The organism is Gymnodinialimonas ceratoperidinii (assembly GCF_019297855.1).
Taxonomy (GTDB): Bacteria; Pseudomonadota; Alphaproteobacteria; order Rhodobacterales; family Rhodobacteraceae; genus Gymnodinialimonas; species Gymnodinialimonas ceratoperidinii.
Genome location: NZ_CP079194.1, coordinates 2,131,585 through 2,153,719, shown reverse-complemented (window position 1 = coordinate 2,153,719; position 22,135 = coordinate 2,131,585). Strand labels below are relative to the sequence as shown.

The 22,135-nt window shown below is 63.8% G+C and carries 23 protein-coding genes; 19 read left to right on the top strand and 4 right to left on the bottom strand.

Features of this window, described 5'->3' with window-relative positions; genetic code table 11:
- Positions 1–115 precede the first annotated feature (115 nt).
- From KYE46_RS10470 to phoB, 15 genes are all read left to right on the top strand, one after another.
- Positions 116–1,030: a hypothetical protein gene (locus KYE46_RS10470; protein WP_219000570.1), complete on the top strand. Its 915-nt coding sequence runs from the start codon at positions 116–118 to the stop codon at positions 1,028–1,030.
- A 192-nt stretch (positions 1,031–1,222) separates the two neighbouring features.
- Complete coding sequence (locus KYE46_RS10465; protein ID WP_219000569.1) at positions 1,223–1,981, top strand: 50S ribosomal protein L21; 759 nt, start codon at positions 1,223–1,225, stop codon at positions 1,979–1,981.
- A gap of 7 nt (positions 1,982–1,988) precedes the next feature.
- The gene (rpmA, locus tag KYE46_RS10460) at positions 1,989–2,258 is read left to right on the top strand and encodes a 50S ribosomal protein L27 (protein ID WP_219000568.1); all 270 of its coding nucleotides are present in this window, start codon (positions 1,989–1,991) and stop codon (positions 2,256–2,258) included.
- Positions 2,259–2,413: 155 nt separating this feature from the next.
- Positions 2,414–2,953: a GNAT family N-acetyltransferase gene (locus KYE46_RS10455; protein WP_219000567.1), complete on the top strand. Its 540-nt coding sequence runs from the start codon at positions 2,414–2,416 to the stop codon at positions 2,951–2,953.
- A gap of 92 nt (positions 2,954–3,045) precedes the next feature.
- Positions 3,046–4,080, top strand: coding sequence for a GTPase ObgE (gene obgE, locus KYE46_RS10450; protein ID WP_219000566.1), 1,035 nt, complete (start codon positions 3,046–3,048; stop codon positions 4,078–4,080).
- Positions 4,068–5,174: a glutamate 5-kinase gene (gene proB / locus KYE46_RS10445; protein ID WP_219000565.1), complete on the top strand. Its 1,107-nt coding sequence runs from the start codon at positions 4,068–4,070 to the stop codon at positions 5,172–5,174. The genes obgE and proB overlap by 13 nt, the downstream gene beginning before the upstream one ends.
- A gap of 66 nt (positions 5,175–5,240) precedes the next feature.
- A complete protein-coding gene (locus KYE46_RS10440) occupies positions 5,241–6,524 on the top strand; it encodes a glutamate-5-semialdehyde dehydrogenase (protein WP_219000564.1) in 1,284 nt (427 codons plus the stop codon).
- An 84-nt stretch (positions 6,525–6,608) separates the two neighbouring features.
- Positions 6,609–7,799 carry a trans-sulfuration enzyme family protein gene (locus KYE46_RS10435; RefSeq protein ID WP_219000563.1) on the top strand — a complete coding sequence of 397 codons (1,191 nt, stop codon included), beginning with the start codon at positions 6,609–6,611 and terminating at the stop codon, positions 7,797–7,799.
- Between the two features lie 106 nt (positions 7,800–7,905).
- Complete coding sequence (locus tag KYE46_RS10430) at positions 7,906–8,946, top strand: ATP-binding protein (RefSeq protein ID WP_219000562.1); 1,041 nt, start codon at positions 7,906–7,908, stop codon at positions 8,944–8,946.
- A 136-nt stretch (positions 8,947–9,082) separates the two neighbouring features.
- Positions 9,083–10,117, top strand: a complete 1,035-nt coding sequence (locus KYE46_RS10425) for a PstS family phosphate ABC transporter substrate-binding protein (protein WP_219000561.1) — start codon at positions 9,083–9,085, stop codon at positions 10,115–10,117.
- A gap of 73 nt (positions 10,118–10,190) precedes the next feature.
- Positions 10,191–11,639: a phosphate ABC transporter permease subunit PstC gene (gene pstC, locus KYE46_RS10420; protein ID WP_219000560.1), complete on the top strand. Its 1,449-nt coding sequence runs from the start codon at positions 10,191–10,193 to the stop codon at positions 11,637–11,639.
- On the top strand, positions 11,636–12,991 hold the full coding sequence (pstA, locus tag KYE46_RS10415) for a phosphate ABC transporter permease PstA (RefSeq protein ID WP_219000559.1): 1,356 nt from the start codon (positions 11,636–11,638) through the stop codon (positions 12,989–12,991). The genes pstC and pstA overlap by 4 nt, the downstream gene beginning before the upstream one ends.
- Before the next feature lie 26 nt (positions 12,992–13,017).
- Entirely contained in the window at positions 13,018–13,854 is an 837-nt protein-coding gene (gene pstB, locus KYE46_RS10410; protein ID WP_428845089.1) for a phosphate ABC transporter ATP-binding protein PstB, read from the top strand.
- Positions 13,855–13,857: 3 nt separating this feature from the next.
- Complete coding sequence (gene phoU, locus KYE46_RS10405) at positions 13,858–14,568, top strand: phosphate signaling complex protein PhoU (RefSeq protein ID WP_219000557.1); 711 nt, start codon at positions 13,858–13,860, stop codon at positions 14,566–14,568.
- A gap of 3 nt (positions 14,569–14,571) precedes the next feature.
- Positions 14,572–15,258, top strand: coding sequence for a phosphate regulon transcriptional regulator PhoB (gene phoB, locus KYE46_RS10400; RefSeq protein WP_219000556.1), 687 nt, complete (start codon positions 14,572–14,574; stop codon positions 15,256–15,258).
- A 4-nt stretch (positions 15,259–15,262) separates the two neighbouring features.
- Here the strand turns inward: phoB and KYE46_RS10395 are convergent, their stop codons facing one another.
- The 3 genes from KYE46_RS10395 to KYE46_RS10385 all read right to left on the bottom strand — a co-directional run bounded on the left by KYE46_RS10395 (position 15,263) and on the right by KYE46_RS10385 (position 18,516).
- Positions 15,263–16,192 carry an amidohydrolase family protein gene (locus KYE46_RS10395; protein WP_219000555.1) on the bottom strand — a complete coding sequence of 310 codons (930 nt, stop codon included), beginning with the start codon at positions 16,190–16,192 and terminating at the stop codon, positions 15,263–15,265.
- Positions 16,193–16,276: 84 nt separating this feature from the next.
- Positions 16,277–16,618 (bottom strand): RidA family protein, encoded by a 342-nt coding sequence (locus tag KYE46_RS10390; RefSeq protein ID WP_219000554.1) that lies wholly within the window; start codon positions 16,616–16,618, stop codon positions 16,277–16,279.
- Positions 16,615–18,516, bottom strand: coding sequence for a propionyl-CoA synthetase (locus KYE46_RS10385; protein ID WP_219000553.1), 1,902 nt, complete (start codon positions 18,514–18,516; stop codon positions 16,615–16,617). Before KYE46_RS10385 ends, KYE46_RS10390 begins: the two co-directional genes overlap by 4 nt.
- A 121-nt stretch (positions 18,517–18,637) precedes the next feature.
- Here KYE46_RS10385 and KYE46_RS10380 point away from each other — a divergent pair, with 121 nt between their 5' ends.
- The 4 genes from KYE46_RS10380 to KYE46_RS10365 all read left to right on the top strand — a co-directional run bounded on the left by KYE46_RS10380 (position 18,638) and on the right by KYE46_RS10365 (position 21,044).
- Positions 18,638–19,036 carry a rhodanese-like domain-containing protein gene (locus tag KYE46_RS10380; protein ID WP_219000552.1) on the top strand — a complete coding sequence of 133 codons (399 nt, stop codon included), beginning with the start codon at positions 18,638–18,640 and terminating at the stop codon, positions 19,034–19,036.
- A 76-nt stretch (positions 19,037–19,112) separates the two neighbouring features.
- A complete protein-coding gene (aroQ, locus tag KYE46_RS10375; RefSeq protein ID WP_219000551.1) occupies positions 19,113–19,550 on the top strand; it encodes a type II 3-dehydroquinate dehydratase in 438 nt (145 codons plus the stop codon).
- A 6-nt stretch (positions 19,551–19,556) separates the two neighbouring features.
- A complete protein-coding gene (locus KYE46_RS10370) occupies positions 19,557–20,360 on the top strand; it encodes a helix-turn-helix transcriptional regulator (protein WP_219000550.1) in 804 nt (267 codons plus the stop codon).
- 498 nt (positions 20,361–20,858) lie between these two features.
- On the top strand, positions 20,859–21,044 hold the full coding sequence (locus KYE46_RS10365) for a hypothetical protein (protein ID WP_219000549.1): 186 nt from the start codon (positions 20,859–20,861) through the stop codon (positions 21,042–21,044).
- Between the two features lie 160 nt (positions 21,045–21,204).
- On the opposite strand, the gene tsf is transcribed toward KYE46_RS10365, so the two are convergent.
- Positions 21,205–22,080, bottom strand: a complete 876-nt coding sequence (tsf, locus tag KYE46_RS10360) for a translation elongation factor Ts (protein ID WP_219000548.1) — start codon at positions 22,078–22,080, stop codon at positions 21,205–21,207.
- Between the last annotated feature and the right edge of the window lie 55 nt (positions 22,081–22,135).

Sequence of the window (22,135 nt, the reverse complement as noted above, 5' to 3'; positions counted from 1 at the left end):
GACGCAGGGACGGGGGCTTGAGATGAGGCTATCGGGGCGCATCTATTTCCCTGAAGGCATGGTCATCGGCGCGTATCCACGCCATTCTGCCGCGCGAGAGAGAAGGGAGCCCGCCATGATCCGCACCACGACCCGAAGCTTGGCCCGCATCATGATCCGGAGCGCCTGCCTGTCCTTGGCGATTGCCACCGGCACCTTGGTCGTCAACGGCACGGCGCTGCGCGCTCAGGAGGTTCAGGCTGTCGCCTCGCCGCAGTTGGCGAGCGAAGAGCCCGCGCTCTACGAGATGCTCGCGGCCCTGGGGATCTATGACATCATCGCCTTGATGAGCACCGAGAACATCCAGGGCGGGATTGATCTGGAGCCGCAGCTATTTCCCGGCGTGGGCGGCGCGGCGTGGCAGGCCGCCGTCACGCGGCTGCATCAGGGCAACCGGATGGCTGTCCTGTTCGAGGAGGCGTTCGATCGCGACGGGATGACGCCCGAGCAGGTCGCCGCCGTGCATGACTTCGCGACCTCGGATGTGGGGCAACGGCTCGTGTCCGGCGAGATCGCGGCGCGGCAGGCATTTCTGGACCCCGACGAGGTCTCGGCCGCGACCGAGGAGTTCCTGACGGCGGTGGCCGAGAATGATCCCCGCATCGGCCTCCTGCGGGAGTTCAACGACATCAACGGCTTGGTCGAGCGTAATGTCATCGGCGCGCTGAACCTGCGGCTGGCCTTCTACCGCGGATTGATCGATGGCGGTGCCTTCGACAACGAGGTGCCCGAGGGGCTGATGCTGTCGGAGGTCTGGTCGCAAGAGGCCGAAGTGCGTGAAATGACCATCGAATGGCTCTACGGCTACCAGCTGCGGGCCTATGCGGAAGCGTCCGAAGCGGATTTGCGGGCCTACATGGAGCTCGCCGGCTCGGAGGCGGGCCGGGCGGTCAACAACGCGCTATTCAACGCCTTCGACGCGATGCTGACGACGCTGAGCTACGAGTTGGGCGCCGCCGCCGCGCCGTTCATCGCGGGCGAAGACACCTGACGCGCGGAGCCTGTTGACAAAACCCGAGCCATGGACGATACGGCGGCTTCCATTGCGCCTGCGCGCGAGGATTTTGCATGTATGACGTTCCGAGAGGGACGCGCAGCCCGAGGTGGGGAAACCCGAAACTTGGAAGATGGCCCGAGGGGCGATCGACCGGACCACAGGGCGCGGAAGAAAAAGGAAGATACCATGTTCGCTGTCATGAAGACAGGCGGCAAGCAATACAAGGTTCAGGCGGGCGACAAGCTGCGCGTGGAACTGCTTGCAGCAGAGGCCGGTGAAACGGTCCAGTTCAACGAAGTTCTGATGCTTGGCGGTGACGACGTCACCGTGGGCGCGCCGTTCGTCGAAGGTGCGGCTGTTCAGGCCAACGTGATCGACACGGTGAAGGGCGAGAAGCTCATCCACTACGTCAAGCGTCGCCGCAAGCACTCCTCGCAGCGCAAGAAGGGCCACCGCCAGAAGCTGACCCTGATCGAAGTGACGGACATCCTCGCCTCGGGCGCAGACAAGTCCGGCATGAAGACCGCCATTGGCGCGGGCATGGTGGCTGTTGCTGCCGGTGCCGCCGTCGCCGCAGCGGTCGTGGCAACGAAGAAGTCTTCCGAGAAGTCCGAGACGAAAGCTGCGCCCAAGAAAGCCGCGCCCAAGAAGGCGAATGCCGAGAAGGCACCCGCCGCCGAGGCCGCGTCTGAAGAGGGCACGCGCCCGACCAACCTGCTGGACGGTCCCCGTGACGGTCAGGCCGACGATCTCAAGAAGATCTCGGGCGTTGGACCGAAGCTGGAAGGCCTGCTGCACGAAGCCGGTGTGTACCACTTTGACCAGATCAAGGATTGGGGCCCCGAAGAGATTGCCTATATGGATGACAAGCTGTCGTTCAAAGGCCGCATTGAGCGTGACAACTGGATCGAGCAAGCGACGACGTTTGCCGCAGAACAGGAGTAATTGACCCATGGCACATAAAAAAGCAGGTGGTTCCTCCCGCAACGGCCGCGACTCAGCCGGTCGCCGCCTTGGCATCAAGAAATTCGGTGGCGAATCCGTCATCGCCGGCAACATCATCGCGCGTCAGCGCGGCAACAAGTGGTGGCCGGGTGAAGGTGTGGGCGAAGGCAAGGATCACACGATCTTTGCGCTGACCGAAGGTCACGTCTCGTTCCGCAAGGGCTTCAAGGGCCGCACGTATATTTCGGTACTCCCGGCAGCGGAGGCTGCAGAGTAATCGCCACATCCCGTGGGTATGACATTTCAGGGGGCCGGCGACATCGCCGGCCCTTTTCGCATTTTGCACCTGTTCTTGTGCACGGAGGCTCTCAACCCCATCTGAGATGGGCCTGGGAGGCATAGGAGCAGACGGGTCGGAGGAGGCCCATAAAGATGAAACAGGAAACGATTTTGGCACAAGCGGTCATAGAAACGCCGCGCATGTATCTGCGCCCCATGCGGACATCGGACGCGGGGCTTCTGGGCATGTATCACGCCGACAAGCGCGTGGCGGAGATGACAACGTCGATCCCGCACCCCCTGCCGCCCGGCGCGGCCGAGAGCTTCATCGCGAATTACACCAAGCCCGAGCGCCAGTCGTTCGCTTGGGTGATGGATGCCACGGAGTTTGGCGGCTCCGAGGTGATGGGCATGATCTCGCTCGACCAGATGGACCGCAACCAGTCCGAGATCGGCTACTGGGTGGCGCCTGCCATGTGGAACACGGGCTTCGCGTCGGAGGCGGTGCACGCCCTTGTGGAAGCGAACCCGCTGGAAAACTGCACGATCTTCGGGTCAGTGTTCCAGGACAACCCGAGCTCGGCCCGGGTGTTGACGAATGCCGGGTTCGACTACCTCGGTGATGCCGAGGCGTTCTCGGTCGCGCGCAATGCGAAGGTTGCGACGTGGACTTACCTCAAGCGCCTGTCGTAAGAGGCTGATGACTGCGATGGGGGCCAGCCCCCATACCCCCGCAGTATTTATGAAAAGATGAAGGGCGGGGCGCAATTTGTCCCGGCAATGGTATGAAGTTTCTCGATCTGGCCAAGGTTTACATCCGCTCCGGCGGCGGCGGCGGCGGGTCGGTCTCGTTCCGGCGCGAAAAATACATCGAGTACGGCGGCCCTGACGGCGGCGATGGCGGCTCGGGCGGCAACGTCTATATCGAGGTGGTCGAGGGGCTGAACACGCTGATCGACTTCCGCTATCAGCAGCACTTCTTCGCCAAGAACGGCCAGCCCGGCATGGGCAAGCAGCGTACCGGCAAGGATGGCGCGGACATCGTCCTGCGGGTTCCCGCCGGCACAGAAGTGCTTGAAGAGGATCAGGAAACGCTGATCGCGGATCTCGATACGGTCGGGCAGCGTATCTGTATCGCCAAGGGCGGCAACGGCGGCTTTGGCAACCTGCACTTCAAGAGCGCCACGAACCAGGCGCCGCGCCGCGCCAACCCCGGCCAGGAAGGCGTGGAGCGCACGATCTGGCTGCGGCTGAAGCTGATCGCTGACGTGGGCCTTCTGGGCCTGCCCAACGCGGGCAAATCCACCTTCCTTGCGGCGACATCCAACGCCCGTCCAAAGATCGCCGATTACCCCTTCACGACCCTCGTGCCGAACCTCGGCGTCGTCGGCGTGGACGGAACGGAATTCGTTGTCGCGGACATCCCCGGCCTGATCGAGGGCGCGAGCGAGGGCAGGGGGCTTGGCGATACCTTCCTCGGCCACGTGGAGCGCTGTGCGGCGCTGCTGCATCTGGTCGACGGCACCTCCGAGGATGTGGTGAGCGATTACCAGACGATCATTGCCGAGCTGGAAGCCTACGGCGGCGAGCTTGCCCTGAAGCCGCGGATCACCGTGCTCAACAAGATCGACGCGATCGAGCCGGAAGAGCTGGCCGAGAAACGCGAAGCGCTTGGCGCGGTTGCCGGCAACCTCATGGAGATGTCCGGCGTGGCGCGCACCGGGGTGACTGAGGTGCTGCGCGCCCTGCGCGCGCGGGTCGATGCCAATCACAAGGCGGCCCGAGAGGCCCTTGAGGAGCCGGAAACATGGCGTCCCTGACGGGGGCGAAACGCGTTGTCATCAAGATCGGCTCGGCGCTCCTCGTCGACCGGCACTCCGGCGATTTGCGTGGCGCGTGGCTCCATGCGCTGGCCGAGGATATTGCCGATCTGAAGCGGGCGGGCACCGATGTGATCGTGGTGTCCTCGGGCGCCATCGCGCTTGGCCGCGGTGCGCTGGCGCTAGGGCAGGGCGCCTTGTCTCTCGATGAGGCGCAAGCGGCGGCGGCAGTCGGACAGATCCGCCTCGCGCGGGCCTATGAGGAGGCGCTGGCGCCCCACGGGCTGACCTCGGCGCAGATCCTGCTGACCCTGGACGACAGCGCGGACCGACGCCGCTACCTCAACACCCGCGCGACGATGGCGGCGCTCCTGTCTCGGGGCGCGGTACCGATCGTGAACGAGAATGACACGATTGCCACGGACGAAATCCGCTACGGAGACAACGACCGCCTCGCCGCCAATGTGGCGGTCATGGCCGGCGCCGATGTCTGCGTGCTGCTGAGCGACGTGGACGGGCTTTACACGGCGAACCCCAATGACGATGCCGCAGCCCAACACCTGCCGATCATCGACGCCATCACCCCCGAGATCGAGGCGATGGCAGGCGATGCAGGCTCCGGTCTTTCCAAGGGCGGCATGAAAACCAAGGTCATGGCGGCCCGCAACGCGACAGCTGCCGGCTGCACCATGGCCATCACGCAAGGGGCAATCGCCCATCCCCTAGCCGCCCTGCAAAACGGCGCCCGGGCCACATGGTTCACGGCAAAAGTCTCGCCGCAACAGGCGCGCAAGGCTTGGATCGGAGCAATGAAGCCGAAAGGGACGCTCGGGCTCGACGCAGGCGCGACCGCCGCGCTCACTAAAGGCAAATCCCTGCTCCCCGCCGGCGTTCGCGCGGTAGAGGGGGATTTCCAACGCGGCGACCCGGTCCGGATCGAGGCCGCCGACGGAAATACCATCGGCATCGGGCTCAGCCGCTATGCCGCGGACGAGGCGCGCGCGATCAAGGGCCACCATTCCGACGACATCGAAGACATCCTCGGCTACCCGGGCCGCGCGGCCTTGGTGCACCGAGATGACATGGTGCTCTGACGCCAACAGCTTCATCTTTTCATAAATACGGGTATCCTGCCTTCACCCCCCGCGACGAGGTTTCCGATGGAAGACCATTCCCATACCGACCTGCACGATGACATTCCGGCCCTGATGGCCGACATTGGCGCGCGCGCGAAAGCGGCGAGCGCCGAGCTTGCCTTTGCCGCGCCGGAAGCCAAGACCAAGGCGCTGACCGCGGCAGCAGATGCCGTGTGGGCGCGCCGGTCCGAGATCATTGAGGCGAATGAGAAGGACATGGTCTTCGGCCGCGACAAGGGTCTCTCGGACGCGATGCTCGATCGCTTGATGCTGGATGAGACGCGGGTCGAAGCGATCGTGGCCGGACTGCGGGCCGTTGCCGCGCAGGAGGATCCGGTGGGGCAGGTGATGACCGAGTGGGACCGCCCCACCGGTCTGCATATCAAGCGGGTCCGCACGCCGCTTGGCGTCATCGGCGTGATCTACGAGAGCCGCCCGAACGTGACGGCGGATGCGGGTGCCTTGTGCGTGAAGTCCGGCAATGCCGTCATTCTGCGTGGCGGCTCAGAAAGCTTTCATTCCTCCGGCGTCTTGGCCGATTGCCTGCAGGAGGGCCTGCGCGCGGCGGATTTGCCGGCGGATGCGGTGCAGCGGGTGCCGACGCGCGACCGGGCCGCGGTGTCCGAGATGCTGACCATGGCCGACACGATCGACGTCATCGTGCCGCGCGGTGGCAAGGGGCTGGTCGGGCTCGTCCAGCGCGAGGCACGGGTGCCGGTTTTCGCGCATCTCGAAGGGATCTGTCACATCTATCTCGACGCCTCCGCTGACCCTGAAAAGGCGTTGCGGGTCGTTCTGAATGCCAAGACACGGCGCACGGGCATCTGTGGCTCGGCGGAATGTCTGCTCATCCATCGCGATATCCTCGACACTATCGGGCAGGGCGTTGTCCGCGCCTTGCTGGACGCGGGCGTGGAGGTGCGGGGCAGCGCCGATCTTCTTGCGATCGAGGGCGTGACCGCGGCGCAGGAGAGCGATTGGGGCCGGGAATATCTCGACATGATCATCGCCGCGCGGGTCGTCGATGATATCGACTCCGCACTGTCGCATATCCGGACCCATGGCTCGAACCACACCGACGCGATTATCGCCGAGGATGAGGCGGCGGTTGCGCGGTTCTTCCAGCGGCTCGATTCCGCGATCCTGATGCACAATGCCTCGACGCAATTCGCTGACGGCGGCGAATTCGGGATGGGTGCGGAGATCGGGATTGCCACTGGAAAGATGCATGCGCGCGGGCCGGTGGGGGCCGAGCAATTGACCTCGTTCAAGTATCTCGTTACGGGCGATGGCACGATCCGGGGATAGTGTTACGCTTTGGATCACGGAGCGGCGGGGGACCTGTCCCCCGCACCCCCTGCCGTATTTTTGAAAAGATGAAGGAGAGCCGGAATGGCGAATGGGCGGAATGAAAAGCCGGGAACCTTGGTGCGGCGCGCGGCGCTGCGAGAGGGCGTTAGCCGCGCGGTTGTCACTCCGATCCAGCCTTCTGTCGTCTATGCCTCGCCTTCCATCGCCACTCTTCATGATCAATACGAGGGGCGCGCGCACGGCTATACCTACGCGCGGGAAGGGCATCCGAACGCCGAGTTGCTGGCGCGCAAGATCGACATGCTGGAAGAGGCCGAGGGCGGTTTGATCCTGGGATCCGGCATGGCGGCTGTTTCTGCCACTATCATGGGGCTCTTGGGGCAAGGGGACCACATTCTGGGGGGTAACCAGCTTTACGGGCGGTCATTGCGGTTGATGCACCAGGATCTGGCGCGTTTCGGGATCGAGACCTCGGTTGCCGATCCCACGGATGTCGAGGCCATGCGGGCCGCGCTGCGGCCGGAGACCAAGATGATCCTCGTCGAGGTGATCTCTAACCCGACATTGCGGGTGGCGGATATGGCCGGCATCGTGGCGCTGGCGAAAGAGGCGGGCGTGATCCTGGCGGTGGACAACACCTTCACCACGCCGATCGGCTACAAGCCTCTGGTCGAGGGCGCGGATATCACCATCCAGTCGGTAACCAAGCTGCTTGCGGGCCATTCCGATGTGACGCTCGGCTACGTGGCGGCGCGCGATCCGGAGATGATGCGCAACATTTACGACTTTGCCGTGACCGTCGGGATGACGCCCGCGCCGAACGAGTGTTGGCTGGCAGAGCGCGGCCTCTACACCTTTCCACTGCGGTTCGAGAAGGCGCAGGCCAATGCGAAGGGGCTGGCGGATTGGCTGGCAGCGCATCCGAAGGTGGGGCGGGTGCTCTATCCCGGTCGCGCGGATCATCCCGACCATGAAATCGCCAAGTCCATCGTGGGCGATGCCTTTGGCAACATGGTCAGTTTCGAATTGAAGGACCAGACCGAGGCCGCCGCCGACCGAATGGTGCAAGCGGCACCGGACCTGCCGTTCGCGCCGACCCTGGGCGATGTCGGAACGACGTTGAGTCATCCGGCCTCTTCCAGCCACCGCGGCCTTGGCGCGGAGGGGCGTGCTGCGCTCGGCATCTCGGACGGGTTCTTCCGGGTCTCTGTCGGGATCGAAGACCTCGACCTGCTGATCTCCGATTTCGAGGGCGGCTTGCGCGCTGTCTGACCGGGAATGGTCCTGAATGCGGCCTCGGGGTCCGGGGCCGCAGGGGCGTTGCACAGGCGCGCAGAATCGCGCCACATCCCGGAGACATTGGCAGGGAAAGCCACCGATGACCCGAGACCTGATCCATTCCGTGATCAACGCCGTGCCCGATCCGATGCTGTTCATCGGCGCAGATGGCACGATTGATGACGCAAATCCCGCGGCGCTTGCTCTTCTGGGGGACTGGATCGTGGGGCGCAATCACGGCGTGGTGCTGCGTCAGCCCGCCTTGCTGCGCGAGATCGAGCGTGTTGCCGCGGGCGGCCCTGATGTCGAGGTCCGGATCGAGCGGGCCGATCAGGATCGCTCCACCCACTACCAAGTGCGCATCTCGGCCGTCACCGGGCAGAGCGGCCGGCCAATGTTGTTACATTTTGCCGATATCACGCATCTGGGGGAAGTGCAGGAAATGCGGCGTGATTTCGTGGCGAATGTCTCCCATGAATTGCGCACACCGCTGACCTCGATGATGGGGTTCATCGAAACGCTCAAGGGGCCGGCGCGCGGCGATCCGGCGGCCCAGGATCGTTTCCTCGGGATCATGGAGGAAGAGGCGCTGCGGATGGAGCGGCTGATCGCCGACCTCCTGTCACTGAGCAAGGTCGAGGCCGTGGCGCGCATGCGGCCGAGCGACAGTGTTGATCTGGCGGGCGTTCTGAGCAGCGTCATCGCGACACTCACCCCGCGCGCGCAGGACAGCGCCACGAGCATCGACCTGGTCCAGGAGGCCGAGCCTGCCGTGATCCAGGGTGACCGGGATCAATTGATTCAAGTTTTCCTCAATCTTACCGAGAATGCGCTGAAATACGGGGGCACCGGACAGACGGTTACCTTGAGGATTGCGCGGCTTCCGGCGAGCGGCGCGCAGAAGGATGATCTGCTGGTGGTCGATGTCATGGACGAGGGCGAGGGCATCGCCCCGCAGCACCTGCCGCGCCTGACCGAGCGATTCTATCGCATCGATTCGCATCGCTCGCGCGAGATGGGGGGCACCGGTCTTGGGCTGGCGATCGTCAAACATATCGTGGCCCGACACCGGGGGCGGCTCAAGATATCCTCCAAGGAAGGGCAGGGCAGCACCTTTTCCGTGCAGTTTCCGGTGAAATAAACCGCGGCAAAGCGATGTGTCATAAACCTGTTACAGGCGTGTCACAAAAGCATAGCGAACTCGGCATAGGTCAGCCCCCAAGCGTTGCAGCAAGCGGCGTGACCGAAGCCTGACACACAACTGGAGATCCTCCGACATGTCGTTCGCAAAACTGAGCGTATCCGCCCTTGCCCTTGCCGCCACCGCCACCGGTGCCGCGGCCCAGAGCCGGGAGAATGTGCAAATTGCCGGTTCCTCGACCGTGCTGCCCTATGCCACGATCGTCGCCGAAGCCTTTGGCGAAAACTTCGACTTCCCGACCCCGGTCGTGGAATCCGGCGGCTCTTCCACCGGGTTGCGTCGCTTCTGTGAAGGCGTGGGCGAGAACACGACTGACATCGCCAATTCCTCGCGCTCGATCCGCGAGAGCGAGATCGCGACCTGCGCCGAGAACGGCGTGACCGACATCATCGAAGTGCGCTTCGGCTATGACGGCATCGTCTTCGCCTCGGACATCAACGGCCCTTCCTTCGAGTTCACCCAAGAAGACTGGTACCGCGCCCTCGCCGCTGAACTGCCCGTCGACGGCGAGATGGTGGCGAACCCCAACACCAACTGGAACGAGGTCAACGCCGACCTTCCCGACCAGCCGATCTCGGCCTTCATCCCCGGCACCCGCCACGGGACCCGCGAAGTCTTTGACGAGCGTGTGATCCTGCAGGGCTGCGAAGATGCCGGCGCCTATGACGCGATGCTGGAAATGGGCATGGACGAGGATGCGGCGGAAGAGGCCTGCATGGAAATCCGCGCCGATGGCGTCTCGGTCGACATCGACGGCGACTACACGGAAACGCTGGCGCGCATCAACGCCGACAGCAACGGCATCGGTGTCTTCGGCCTCGCGTTCTACGAGAACAACACCAGTGTGCTTCAGGTCGCCACCATGGCCGGCGTCGTGCCGACGGTCGAGGCCATTGCCACCGGCGAATACCCGGTCTCGCGTCCGCTCTACTTCTACATCAAGGCGGCCCACCTCGACGTGATCCCCGGCCTGCAGGAATACGCGGAGTTCTTCGTCAGCGACGATATCGCCGGCGAATGGGGGCCGCTGGCTGCCTACGGCCTCGTGGCTGACCCCGAGCTTGCCGAGACCCAGGCCGTCGTGGCCGAGCGTCGCCTGATGGGCAACTGAGCCTCAACCAGACCAAGGGCAGGGGCCGGCATTCGGCCCCGCCCGATCCTTTCTACCGCGAAAGCTGCCTTTCATGCTCTGGATCCTCTTCATCATCGTGGCCCTCGGAACCCTCGGCTTTGTCCTGGGGCGGGGTCGCGCCATCTCGAGCGCCGGGGGCGACACGCGGCTGCTGCATTCGCTTCCGACTTACTATGGATTGAACGTCGCCCTGCTGACGGTCGTGCCGGCTCTGCTGGTTCTGGTCGTCTGGCTGGTGGTCCAGCCGATGGTCGTCGACGGGATGATCGCCGCCTCCATGCCCGCCACCGAGGCGGATCAGGGTGCGCGGGATCTCCTGATGACCGACGTGCGCCGACTGGCGGATGGCATCGATACCGCGATTGACCGCGGGGCCTTCTCGGCGGGCGAGGCGCAGGTCCTGAGCGCCAGCGAGGACATCCGCGCGCAACTTGCGGCGGCAGGTGTGGCGCTTGGCTCGGACGTCAGCGACGAGGTTCTGGTCGCCGCGCAGCGCGCCCGTGCCCTGAACGCGGCAGGCCGCATCTGGATGCTGATCGTGGTGGGCGTGCTCGCCATCGCGGGGCTGACCTACGCGTTCCTGAGCACCCACAAGAACCAGCGCGCGCGAAACGCGGTCGAGCGTGCGATCCTTGGCCTTCTCATCACCGCCTCGACCATCGCGATCCTCACGACCGTCGGCATCGTGCTGTCGATGCTCTGGGACACGGCCAACTTCTTCCAGCTCTACCCGTGGCAGGATTTCTTCTTCGGCCTCGAATGGCGCCCGTCGTTCGAGGGCAATTCGGAACTGGGCCTGCTGCCGCTGCTCTGGGGGACGATGTATATCTCGTTCATCGCGCTGCTCGTGGCGGTGCCGATCGGCCTCTTCGCCGCGATCTACATGGCGGAATACGCCTCCAACCGCGTACGCTCCGTTGCCAAGCCCATGATCGAGGTGCTGGCGGGCATCCCCACCATCGTCTACGGCCTCTTCGCCCTGATTACCGTCGGTCCGATGCTGCGCGACTACTTCGCGCAACCTCTCGGACTGGGCGACTCGTCGTCCTCGGTGATGACGGCGGGCATCGTCATGGGCATCATGCTGATCCCCTTCGTATCTTCGCTGTCCGATGACATCATCAACTCGGTACCGCAGAACCTGCGCGACGGCTCCTTCGGGTTGGGCGCCACACAATCGGAAACCATCAAGCAGGTGGTTCTGCCCGCCGCTCTGCCGGGCATCGTCGGCGCCGTCCTGCTGGCCGCATCTCGTGCCATTGGCGAGACGATGATCGTGGTGCTCGGGGCAGGGGCCGCGGCCCGGCTTGACCTCAACCCCTTCGAGGCGATGACGACCGTCACCGTCAAGATCGTGGGCCAGCTGACCGGTGATACCGACTTTTCCTCGCCCGAGGCGCTGGTGGCCTTCGCCCTGGGCCTCACGCTCTTTGTCCTCACCCTGGCACTAAACGTCGTCGCACTGCTGGTGGTGCGCAAATACCGGGAACAATACGAATGACCGATTTGACACAGGCCCCCGTTCCGGCCCGGTCGCTCTTTGCCGCCGACAGCCGGACCGCCAAGCGCAACCGTGCCGAGCGCAGGTTCCGCGCCTATGGCATCGCGGCGGTCGCCGTGGGCATCCTAGCGCTGGTCGTGCTGCTGACCTCGATCCTCGGAAATGGCCTCGGCGCCTTCCGGCAAAGCTACGTGACCTATCCGCTGGAGCTCAGCGCCGAGCGGCTCGACCCCGATGGAAATCGCGATCCTGCCGAGATGGCGCGGGTCACGACCTTTGGTTACCTCCCGGTCCTTGCCCTGTCGCTGGAGGCCTATCTGGAGGCCGAAGGGATCGAGCACGATATGGCGGGCCGCGAATTGGCCGCGATGCTGTCCGAGGAGGCCCCGGCCCAGGTCCGCGCCATGGTGCTGGCAAACCCCGACCTTGTGGGCCAGACCATCGACGCAGAGGTGCTTCTGGGCGGGCGCATTGACGGCTTCTTCAAGGGCCGCGTTTCGCTCGAGACGGCCGAGCGGGACCGCAACGTCTCGGTGAACCAACTGCTGGTGGCGCAAGAGCTGGCCGAGCGCGGCGCCGTCGAGACCCGCTTCAACTGGGACTTCATCACCTGGCCCGATGCCTCCGGCTCGCGCCCCGAAGCGGCGGGCCTTGGCGTGGCGATCATCGGCTCTCTCTACATGATGATCGTGGTGCTGGTGCTGGCGCTGCCCATCGGTGTCGCCGCCTCGATCTACCTCGAGGAATTTGCGCCGAAGAACAAGTTCACGGACCTGATCGAGGTGAATATCTCCAACCTCGCAGCCGTGCCCTCCATCGTCTACGGCATCCTCGGCCTTGCGGTCTTCATCAACTTCATGGAGTTCAACCAATCCTCGCCGCTGGTGGGTGGTTTGGTGCTGACCCTGATGACACTGCCCACGATCATCATCGCCACCCGCGCCAGCCTGCGGGCGGTGCCGCCGAGCATCCGGCAGGCGGCGCTTGGGCTTGGGGCGTCGAAAATGCAATCGGTGTTCCACCACGTCCTGCCGCTGGCCATGCCCGGCATCCTGACCGGCACGATCATCGGCCTCGCCCAGGCCCTGGGTGAGACCGCGCCTCTCCTGCTGATCGGGATGGTGGCCTTCGTGCGCGAATATCCCGACCTTCTGTCGTCCCACTCCAACTCCTTCCCGCTGATGGGCGACGGCGCGACGGCGCTTCCGGTGCAGGTCTACAGCTGGACCCAACGCAGCGACCCCGCCTTCGTCGAGCGCGCATCCGGCGCGATCATTGTACTGCTGATTTTCCTTCTGGTGATGAATGCCATCGCCATTGCCCTGCGGCGCCGGTTCGAGCGCCGTTGGTGAGAGGTGAGAGACAAGATATGAAAGACATGAGCTTAACCCAGGAAGGTGTCGCCTTGGACACGTTGAAAATGCAGGCCCGAGGCGTGGACGTGTTCTACGGGGCAGGGGGCGCACGCCGCTCGGCCGACGAATTGGCCGCCGACCCCAACGTCACTCAGGCCATCAAGAACGTCGACGTCGATATCGCCGACAAGACCGTGACGGCCTTCATCGGCCCCTCGGGTTGCGGCAAGTCCACGTTCCTGCGGGCCTTGAACCGGATGAACGACACGATCGACGGCTGCCGCGTCACCGGCAAGATCACCTTGGAGGGCGAGGATATCTACGACCCGAAGGTCGACCCGGTGCAGCTTCGCGCCTCGGTCGGCATGGTGTTCCAGAAGCCCAACCCCTTCCCGAAATCCATTTTCGACAATGTCGCCTATGGCCCCCGCATCCATGGCCTTGCCCGCAACAAGACCGACCTGGCCGAGATCGTCGAGAAATCGCTCCGCCGCGCCGCAATCTGGGACGAGGTGAAAGACCGCCTCGATGCGCCCGGCACCGGGCTCTCGGGCGGCCAGCAGCAGCGCCTCTGCATTGCGCGTGCCGTGGCGACCTCTCCCGAGGTTCTGCTGATGGACGAGCCATGCTCGGCCCTCGATCCCATCGCCACGGCTCAGGTCGAAGAGCTGATCGACGAATTGCGCACGCGGTTCTCGGTGGTGATCGTCACCCACTCCATGCAGCAGGCTGCGCGGGTGAGCCAGAAAACGGCGTTCTTCCATCTGGGCTCGCTGGTGGAATTTGACGACACCGAGAAGATCTTCACCAACCCCGGCGACCCTCGTACGGAAAGCTACATCACGGGACGGATTGGATAAACCATGCCGAAACAAGAACATATCGTCAGCAGCTTCGACCGCGACCTTGAAGGGATCCAGACCCGGATCATGCGCATGGGCGGCATGGTGGAGGAGGCCATCGCCAATGCCTCCACCGCGCTCAACACCCGCGATCTTGAGCTGGCTCAGGCCGTGCGCGCCGGAGACCGAGCCATCGATGCCGCCGAGATGGACCTCAACGAAGAGGCCGCCCGGATCATCGCCCTGCGCCAGCCCGCCGCCTCCGATCTGCGCACCTTGCTTTCGGTTTTCCGGGTGTCCGGCAACCTCGAACGGATTGCCGATTACGCGAAGAACATCGCCAAACGGTCCGAATCCGTGATCGAGCTGCCCGCCATCCCCGGCGATACCGCCGCGCTCAAGCGCATGGCCCGGCAGGTGGAGATGATGCTCAAGGACGTGCTCGACGCCTATATCCAGCGCGACGCGGACCTGGCGGAGGACGTGCGGCAGCGGGATCTGGAAGTGGACCAGATGTACTCCGCACTGTTCCGCGAGTATCTGACCCACATGATGGAAGATCCGCGCCATATAACCACCTGCATGCACCTACATTTTATGGCCAAGAACATCGAGCGGATGGGCGATCACGTGACCTCCGTCGCCGAGCAGGTGATCTACCTCGTGACCGGCGAGATTCCCGGCGACGAGCGCCTGAAACACAACGACACTCCGTTCATTCAGGGGGCTTGAGGGATGGCTGGAGAACCCGTTGTTCTGGTGGTGGAAGATGAACTCGCGCAGCGCGAGGTGCTGGCCTACAACCTGCGCGCCGAGGGCTATGAGGTGGTGACCGCCGCCTCGGGCGACGAGGCGCTTCTTGCGGTGCAGGAGGCTTTGCCCGACGTGGTCGTGCTCGACTGGATGCTGCCGGAGGTGAGCGGGATCGAGATCTGTCGCCAGCTCAAGGCAAACACCGAGACCGCGAAGCTGCCGGTCATCATGCTCTCGGCCCGGTCCGAGGACAACGACAAGGTGCGCGGCCTCGAAACCGGCGCGGACGATTACATCACCAAACCCTATTCCGTGGCCGAGCTGCTTGCCCGAGTACGCACGCAGCTGCGGCGCGTGCGACCCTCAACGGTGGGGGAACGGCTGGAGTTCGAGGATATCGTCGTCGATTTGGCCGAGCATCGGGTCTATCGCGGTGGGGACATCGTAGCGGTCGGCCCGACCGAGTTTCGCCTGCTGACCGCCTTCATGGAACGGCCGGGCAGGGTCTGGGCGCGCGAGCAACTGCTCGACCGGGTCTGGGGCCGCGACATCTATGTCGACAGCCGCACGGTGGACGTGCACGTGGGACGCTTGCGCAAGGCATTGAAGGTCTCGCAAGCCGGCGACCCGATCCGAACCGTGCGCGGCGCGGGCTATGCCTTGGGTTAAAGCGCTAGGTGAGCTTCAACCCGTAAGCCTCTGCCGCAGAATGATAAAAAACATCACTGACGCTCTCGGGCGGCAGGTATTCCACGACGTTTCGAAGGCACGTCTCGTAAGGCGTAGCGAGCTTCTCGACGGGATAATTGCTGCCCCACATGACACGCTCTGGTCCGAATTCTTTCAAGATCACATCGATGTACGGCGCGAAAAACCCGACTCCGCGCTCGGCCCAGTCGTTTTCATACATGCCCCAACCGCTTAATTTCATGTAGGTATTCGGCCGTTTGGCCATTCGAGACACGGCTTCGGCCCACAGGTTTTGCCCCTCGACACTCTGATCGTAGGGACAAAGCGCGTGGTCGATGATGACCTTGAGGGCAGGGGTCGCGGACAGCGCCTCCAGCGCGGCGGAAGCCTGCTCGGGGTACATCTGGAGATCGAAGGTCAGGCCGCGGTCCTCCAGCTGCTTGAGGCCGCCGATCCACTGCGGATCAGACAGGTAGTCCCGTGGCGCGAAGCTCAGGTCCGGGCGGTCGGACAGCCGCGCTACGATCTGCCGCACACCGCAGAAATCACGGCTCTCAGCGTGATCTGAGAGGGTATCGGCCAAGTTATCCGCGCTCAGGTCGACGAGAGCGACGATCTTGACCGCATGACCGGCGGCGTCGGCCTGAGCCTGCACGAAGCGTGTTTCGGCCACGGGATCGGCCAAGGCGCCGTCGGTCTGCACGTGGATCGACGCGCGCGGCGCGACCGAGGCTTCGGCAAGGAACTCCATCATCAGGTAGTCACGCTGGATCGGGGTTGGATCACCGAAAGGCTTCGGCGCACCGATGTCCCGCAGCCAGCCGTAGCCGATCTGCTCGCCGAGGCTCTCGGGCGCCCAGACGTGGTGATGGGCATCGACATAGCCGGAAGGGAGGAGGTCACTCAGGCGCATATCACGCAATCCATTTGGCCAGTAATCATGATTATGTTAAATGTCGTATAGTCCTGCGAGGTCAGACCCTTGAGCGCCGTACCTTTACTTGACGGCCGCCGTCACGATCATCTCGACCTTCAACACGTCCCGCGCCAAGCGCGCTTCGCCACAGGCGCGCGCTGGCGCGTGACCCTCTGGCACCCACGCGTTCCAGACTTCGTTCATTGCGGCGAAATCCGCCATGTCCGCAAGCCAGATCGTCACCTGCAACATGTGCTCACGCGATGAGCCGGCTTCCTCCAGCAGCGCATCGACGCGGCGCAGGCATTCGACGGTCTGCTCGGTGATATCGGCACCCTCGCCCACCTGGCCCGTCAGATACGCCACGCCATTGTGTTTCACGATTTTCGAGCTGCGCACGCCCGGCTCAATACGTTCAATCATCCGATCAGTCCCTTGTCGGTCAAAACTTTAGTAATCTCATCGAGGATCGCGGGATCGTCGATGGCGGCTGGCATCTTGTAACTCTCGTCGTCCGCGATCTTCTGCATCGTGGCGCGCAGAACCTTGCCCGAGCGCGTCTTGGGCAGCCGTTTGACAGCCACGGCAAGCTTGAAGGCGGCCACGGCGCCGATGTCCTGGCGCACCTTTTGCACCAGCTCGGCCGCGACTTCTTCGGCGTCTTGGGTCACGCCCGATTTCAGGACGAAGAACCCGAGCGGCACCTGACCCTTCAGCGCGTCCGCCTTGCCGACGACGGCACATTCGGCCACCGCGTCGTGGCCGGCCAGCACCTCTTCCATGGCGCCGGTCGACAGCCTGTGTCCGGCGACATTGATGATGTCATCGGTGCGCGCCATGATGTGTAGATAGCCTTCCTCGTCCAAGATGCCAGCGTCGGACGTGGCATAATATCCTGGAAATTCATTGAGATAGGAGGAATGAAACCGCTCTTCCGCGTTCCAGAGCGTCGTGAGGCACGACGGTGGCAGCGGCAGCTTGACCACGATATTGCCAAGCGTTCCGTTGGGTACGGGATGGCCCGCGTCATCGAGAACCTGCACGTCGTAGCCCGGCATCGGCACACCCGGAGAGCCATGTTTCACCGGGAGCGGCTCGATCCCCATCGGAATCGCGGAGATCGCCCATCCGGTCTCGGTCTGCCACCAGTGATCGATGACCGGCACGCCCAGTTGCGCCTCGGCCCATTCCAGCGTTGTCGGGTCCGAGCGTTCGCCCGCCAGAAACAGCGCGCGCAGGCAGGAAATGTCGTATTTCCTGACGAATTCTCCCTCTGGATCCTGCCCGCGAATGGCGCGGAACGCCGTGGGCGCGGTGAACATGACGCTGACATCATGCTCTGCGATGACGCGCCAGAAGGTGCCGGCGTCTGGCGTCCCGATGGGCTTGCCTTCGAAGACGACCGTGGTGCAGCCCGCCAGCAAGGGCGCGTAGCAGATGTAGGAGTGCCCGACGACCCAACCCACGTCCGAGGCGGCCCAAAAAACCTCTCCCGGATTGGCGCCGTAGATGTTCTTCATGCTCCAGTTCAGCGCGACCATATGGCCGCCGGTATCGCGTACCACACCCTTGGGCTGACCTGTCGTGCCTGAGGTGTAGAGGATATAGGCCGGATCCGTTGCGGCCACCTCGGCACAATCGGCGCGGCGGCCCTCTGCCCGGGCGCGCGCCATTTCTTCTGCCCAGTCCAGATCACGGTTTTCGGTTAACTCGCAGGGTTGGATGTCGCGCTGGAGCACGAGGCATTTGGCGATCTTGTTGTCCGCAATATCAATGGCTTCCGACAGGAGGCTCATGTAGTTTATCACACGGCCCGGCTCGACCCCGCACGACGCGGTCAACACCGCGGAGGCGCCCGCGTCATCGATGCGGGTGGCGAGTTCCGCCGCCGCGAAGCCGCCGAAGACAACCGAATGCACAGCCCCGATACGGGCGCAGGCAAGCATCGCAACAAGCGCCTCGGCGACCATCGGCATATAGATGATGACGCGGTCCCCCTGCCCCACGCCCATGTCGTGCAGGACAGCGCCGAGCGTCGCGACCTCGTCCTGCAATTCGGCGAAGGTCAATGTGCGCTTGGTGTCCGTCACCGGGCTGTCGTAGATGATTGCCGGCTGATCACCGCGCCCGGCGGCGACGTGGCGATCAACGGCGTTGTAACAGGTGTTGCCGACCGCGCCTTCGAACCAGCGCCCATAGACACCGGAGTTCGGCTCGAACGCGCGGGTCGGCGGGACCATCCAATCGATGTCGCCCGCGGCCTCCATCCAGAACCCCTCGGGGTCGGTGCTCGCGCGGTCATAGGTTTTCTGATACGTCATCGGCCTTCCCCCTTGCAGGCCCCGTCCCGGCCCGCCTCTTGCAGTCGGGCGCAGGTTGCGGCTCCCTGCGCGTGGGGTCAATGTGCCTTCATGCACCTGCGACAGAATGGGAGACGCCACCATGAGTTTGAAGATCACCGCCGCGCAAATGGTGGCCGACGCCCGCGCCCGGATCGAAGAAATCGAGACCGCGGATCTGATTGCCAAGGTGGATGATCCGGATGTCGTCATCGTGGATATCCGCGATATCCGCGAACGCAATCGCGGCTTCATTCCGGGTTCGATCCACGCCCCCCGCGGGATGATCGAGTTCTGGGTCGACCCGGAAAGCCCTTATTACAAGGAGGTCTTTGGGCAAGAAGGCAAACGCTACGTGTTCCACTGCGCATCGGGCTGGCGCTCGGCGCTGACGGTGGCAACGCTGCAAGACATGGGGTTCGAGGCGGCGCATCTGCGCGAGGGCTTCTCTACCTGGGAAGCACAGGGCGGCCCCGTCGCCATGCCGGAACCCAAGCCGTGAGGCCGTCTTTCGCGTCAACCGCGACTCGACGCAAGGCACGCGTTGAATATACAGTGACGTCAAAGGATTATGACGCATGAAGCTATTGGTGTTGAACGGGCCGAACCTCAACCTGTTGGGAGAGCGTGAGCCGGATATCTACGGGGCGGCGACGCTTGCCGATATCGAGGGCACCTGCAAAGCGCTGGCAGAGAGCCTTGGCGCCTCGGTTCGGTTCGAGCAATCCAACCACGAAGGGGGTCTGGTCGATGCGCTCCATGCGGCGCGGACGGACACGGCAGGCGTCGTGATCAACGCGGGCGCCTATACCCATACGTCCATTGCCCTGCGCGACGCGATCAGCGCCACGCAATTGCCCACGGTCGAGTTGCACCTTTCCAATACCCACGCCCGCGAGGATTTTCGTCATCAATCGATGATCGCACCGGTCTGCGTGGGCGTCATTCAGGGCTTCGGCGCCGAGGGCTACCCCCTCGCCCTGCGCGCGTTGCACGCCCACCTTTCAGCAAAGTAGCATTCCATGAAAAGCCTCCGCCCCTACCTTGAAATGTCCACCGTCGAAGACCTCTGGTCACATCACACCAAGGTTCTTGCAGGCTATGGCTTCGACCGCGTCTTCTACGGCTTCAACGCCTTCCGGGGTGCGGGGCTCTACGACAACCCCGAGGATGCCTTGCTGCTGACCAACATGCCAGCCGACTATGTCGAGGCCTATGTCGACGGCGGCATGTTCCGGGACGGCGTGATGATGCGGTGGGCGACGGAGAATACCGGGGCCGCCTCTTGGCGCGACGTGTATCTGGCGATGGCAAAAGAGGCGCCCTCCAAGGGCGAGTTGGCCATGCGGGCGATGAACGAAAAGCACGGGATCACGGCCGGTTATACCATTAGCTTTCCCATGGCGATCAAGAACGCCAACGCCGGGATCGGGATGGCGGTCAAGAAGGGCATGGGTCAGGACGAAGCCGATGCGATCTGGGACGAACACGGCGAAGACATCGAAACGATCTGCCACGTGGCGCACCTGTGCATCCTGCAACTGCCCGCGACTGGCCAGCGCAAACTGCTGACCCCGCGCCAGTCCGAAGTTCTGGAGCTGGTCGCCGATGGCAAAACCATGGCCGATATCGCCCTGCTTCTGGAGCGGAACGTGGCCACGATCGAGAAACACCTGCGCGGCGCGCGGGATGCCTTGGGCGTCGAGACCACGGCGCAAGCAGTGCGAAAGGCCTCGATCCTGAACCAGATTTTCCGCCTCGACGAGCGCGAGGACAAGACACCCCGCCTGCCCCAGATGGCCGGCTCGGTGAGCGACCGGAGCTAGGTCGGAAGCGAGGCACCGCCCTCACTGTCAGGATGTCTGTACGCACCTGGACCTGCCGGAACCGGGTGGCAGCCGCGCGTCGAGATCTTACCGAAAGCGTGCCGCGGGTAAGGATTTCCGCAACTTTCCTGAAGCTCGCGAATATCGCAAAGTAAGGATGTTCCGTGAGTGATGGCAATTACAGCCAGGAACACCGGGTTTCGGAGGTTGTATTTTTCCCGCCTCCGAGCCCGCCTGGACGCCTTCTGCGGCGCGAAGGTTCGAAGCGGTTGGTTCGTATTTTAAGGGCCGCCGCCGCTTCGGGGAAACGGATTGCGCAAAGCTGCCCCCTGCGCCGTCCGCTCAGCATACACCTTGGCTGTCCCCCAAGGTGCTCGGTCCGGCGCTTCGTTCCCTTGCGCGCGGATGCCGAAGACGGCGCTGCCCCTGTCCCGGGCAGCGCTGTTTTTGTTTCAAACCCCGAAATGCGCTATAATGACAGGATGGAGGGAGACCATCATGACCAAAAACATCCTTGATCGCGCACGTTCCAAAAGAGACTCCGAGCGAAACATCCAGTTTTTCCGGATCGAAACGACGGGCCGCCCCCGGAAACAGACGAAGCAGCTGCAGACGTCCCGGAAGATGATGAACCCGGCCTCACTCACGCGGCACTTCCTCGAAATCGAGCGCCGCGGCGGTTAGGCAAGGCGCTGCGTTGCGACGAAAAAGGCCGCCCGGAATAGGGCGGCCTTGGTTGCTGCGTTCAAGCTACGTTTGCGCCGCCCGCGATCCGATTTGTCAAAACGCAAACGGGGCAGAGGATTGCTCCCCCGCCCCGCGGCTCTGTCCACTGGTCAGGCGTTTAGCCCTTGGCGGTCTTGGCGACTTCTTCGGCGAAGTTCTCGACCTTTTTCTCGATGCCTTCGCCCACTTCGAGGCGAACGAAACCGGTGATCTCGGCACCGGCTTCCTTGGCGGCTTCACCGACGGTGAGGTCGGGGTTCACCACGAAGGCCTGGTTCACGAGGGTAATCTCGGAGAGGTACTTCTTCATTCGGCCTTCGATCATCTTCTCGATGACCTGCTCGGGCTTGCCGGACTCGCGCGCGATGTCGATCTGCACCTGACGCTCTTTTTCGAGCGTATCGGCGTCGACCTCGGCCTCGTTCAGCGCGGCGGGGTTCACCGCGGCAACGTGCATCGCGACCTGCTTGGCGAAGGCTTCATCGCCGCCCTTGGTGGAGACCAGAACGCCGATCTTGCCCATGCCCTCGGCGGCCGCGTTGTGGACGTAGGAGACGACGGTTTCGCCTTCCAGCGTAGCCATGCGGCGCACGGACATGTTCTCGCCGATCACGGCGACCGCGTCGGTGACGGTCTGCTCGACCGACTTGCCGTTCATATCGGCGGCTTTCAGGTCCTCGACGGTGTCGACACCCATGGCGACGTCGGCGATGCCGGCAACCATCTTCTGGAAATCGGCGTTCTTGCCAACGAAGTCGGTCTCGGAGTTCACCTCGACCGCCACGCCCTTGTTGCCCGAAACGGACACGGCCACGAGGCCTTCAGCCGCGGTGCGGCCGGACTTCTTGGCGGCCTTCGCGAGGCCCTTGGTGCGCAGCCAATCGACCGCTGCTTCCATGTCGCCGTCGGTCTCGGTCAGTGCCTTCTTGGCGTCCATCATGCCTGCGCCGGTGGTGTCGCGCAGCTCTTTAACCATGCTTGCAGTGATTGCCATGTCATGGGTCTCCTGAAATTGAAAAGGGTTGGGCCCGGTTTAACCGGGCCCTGAT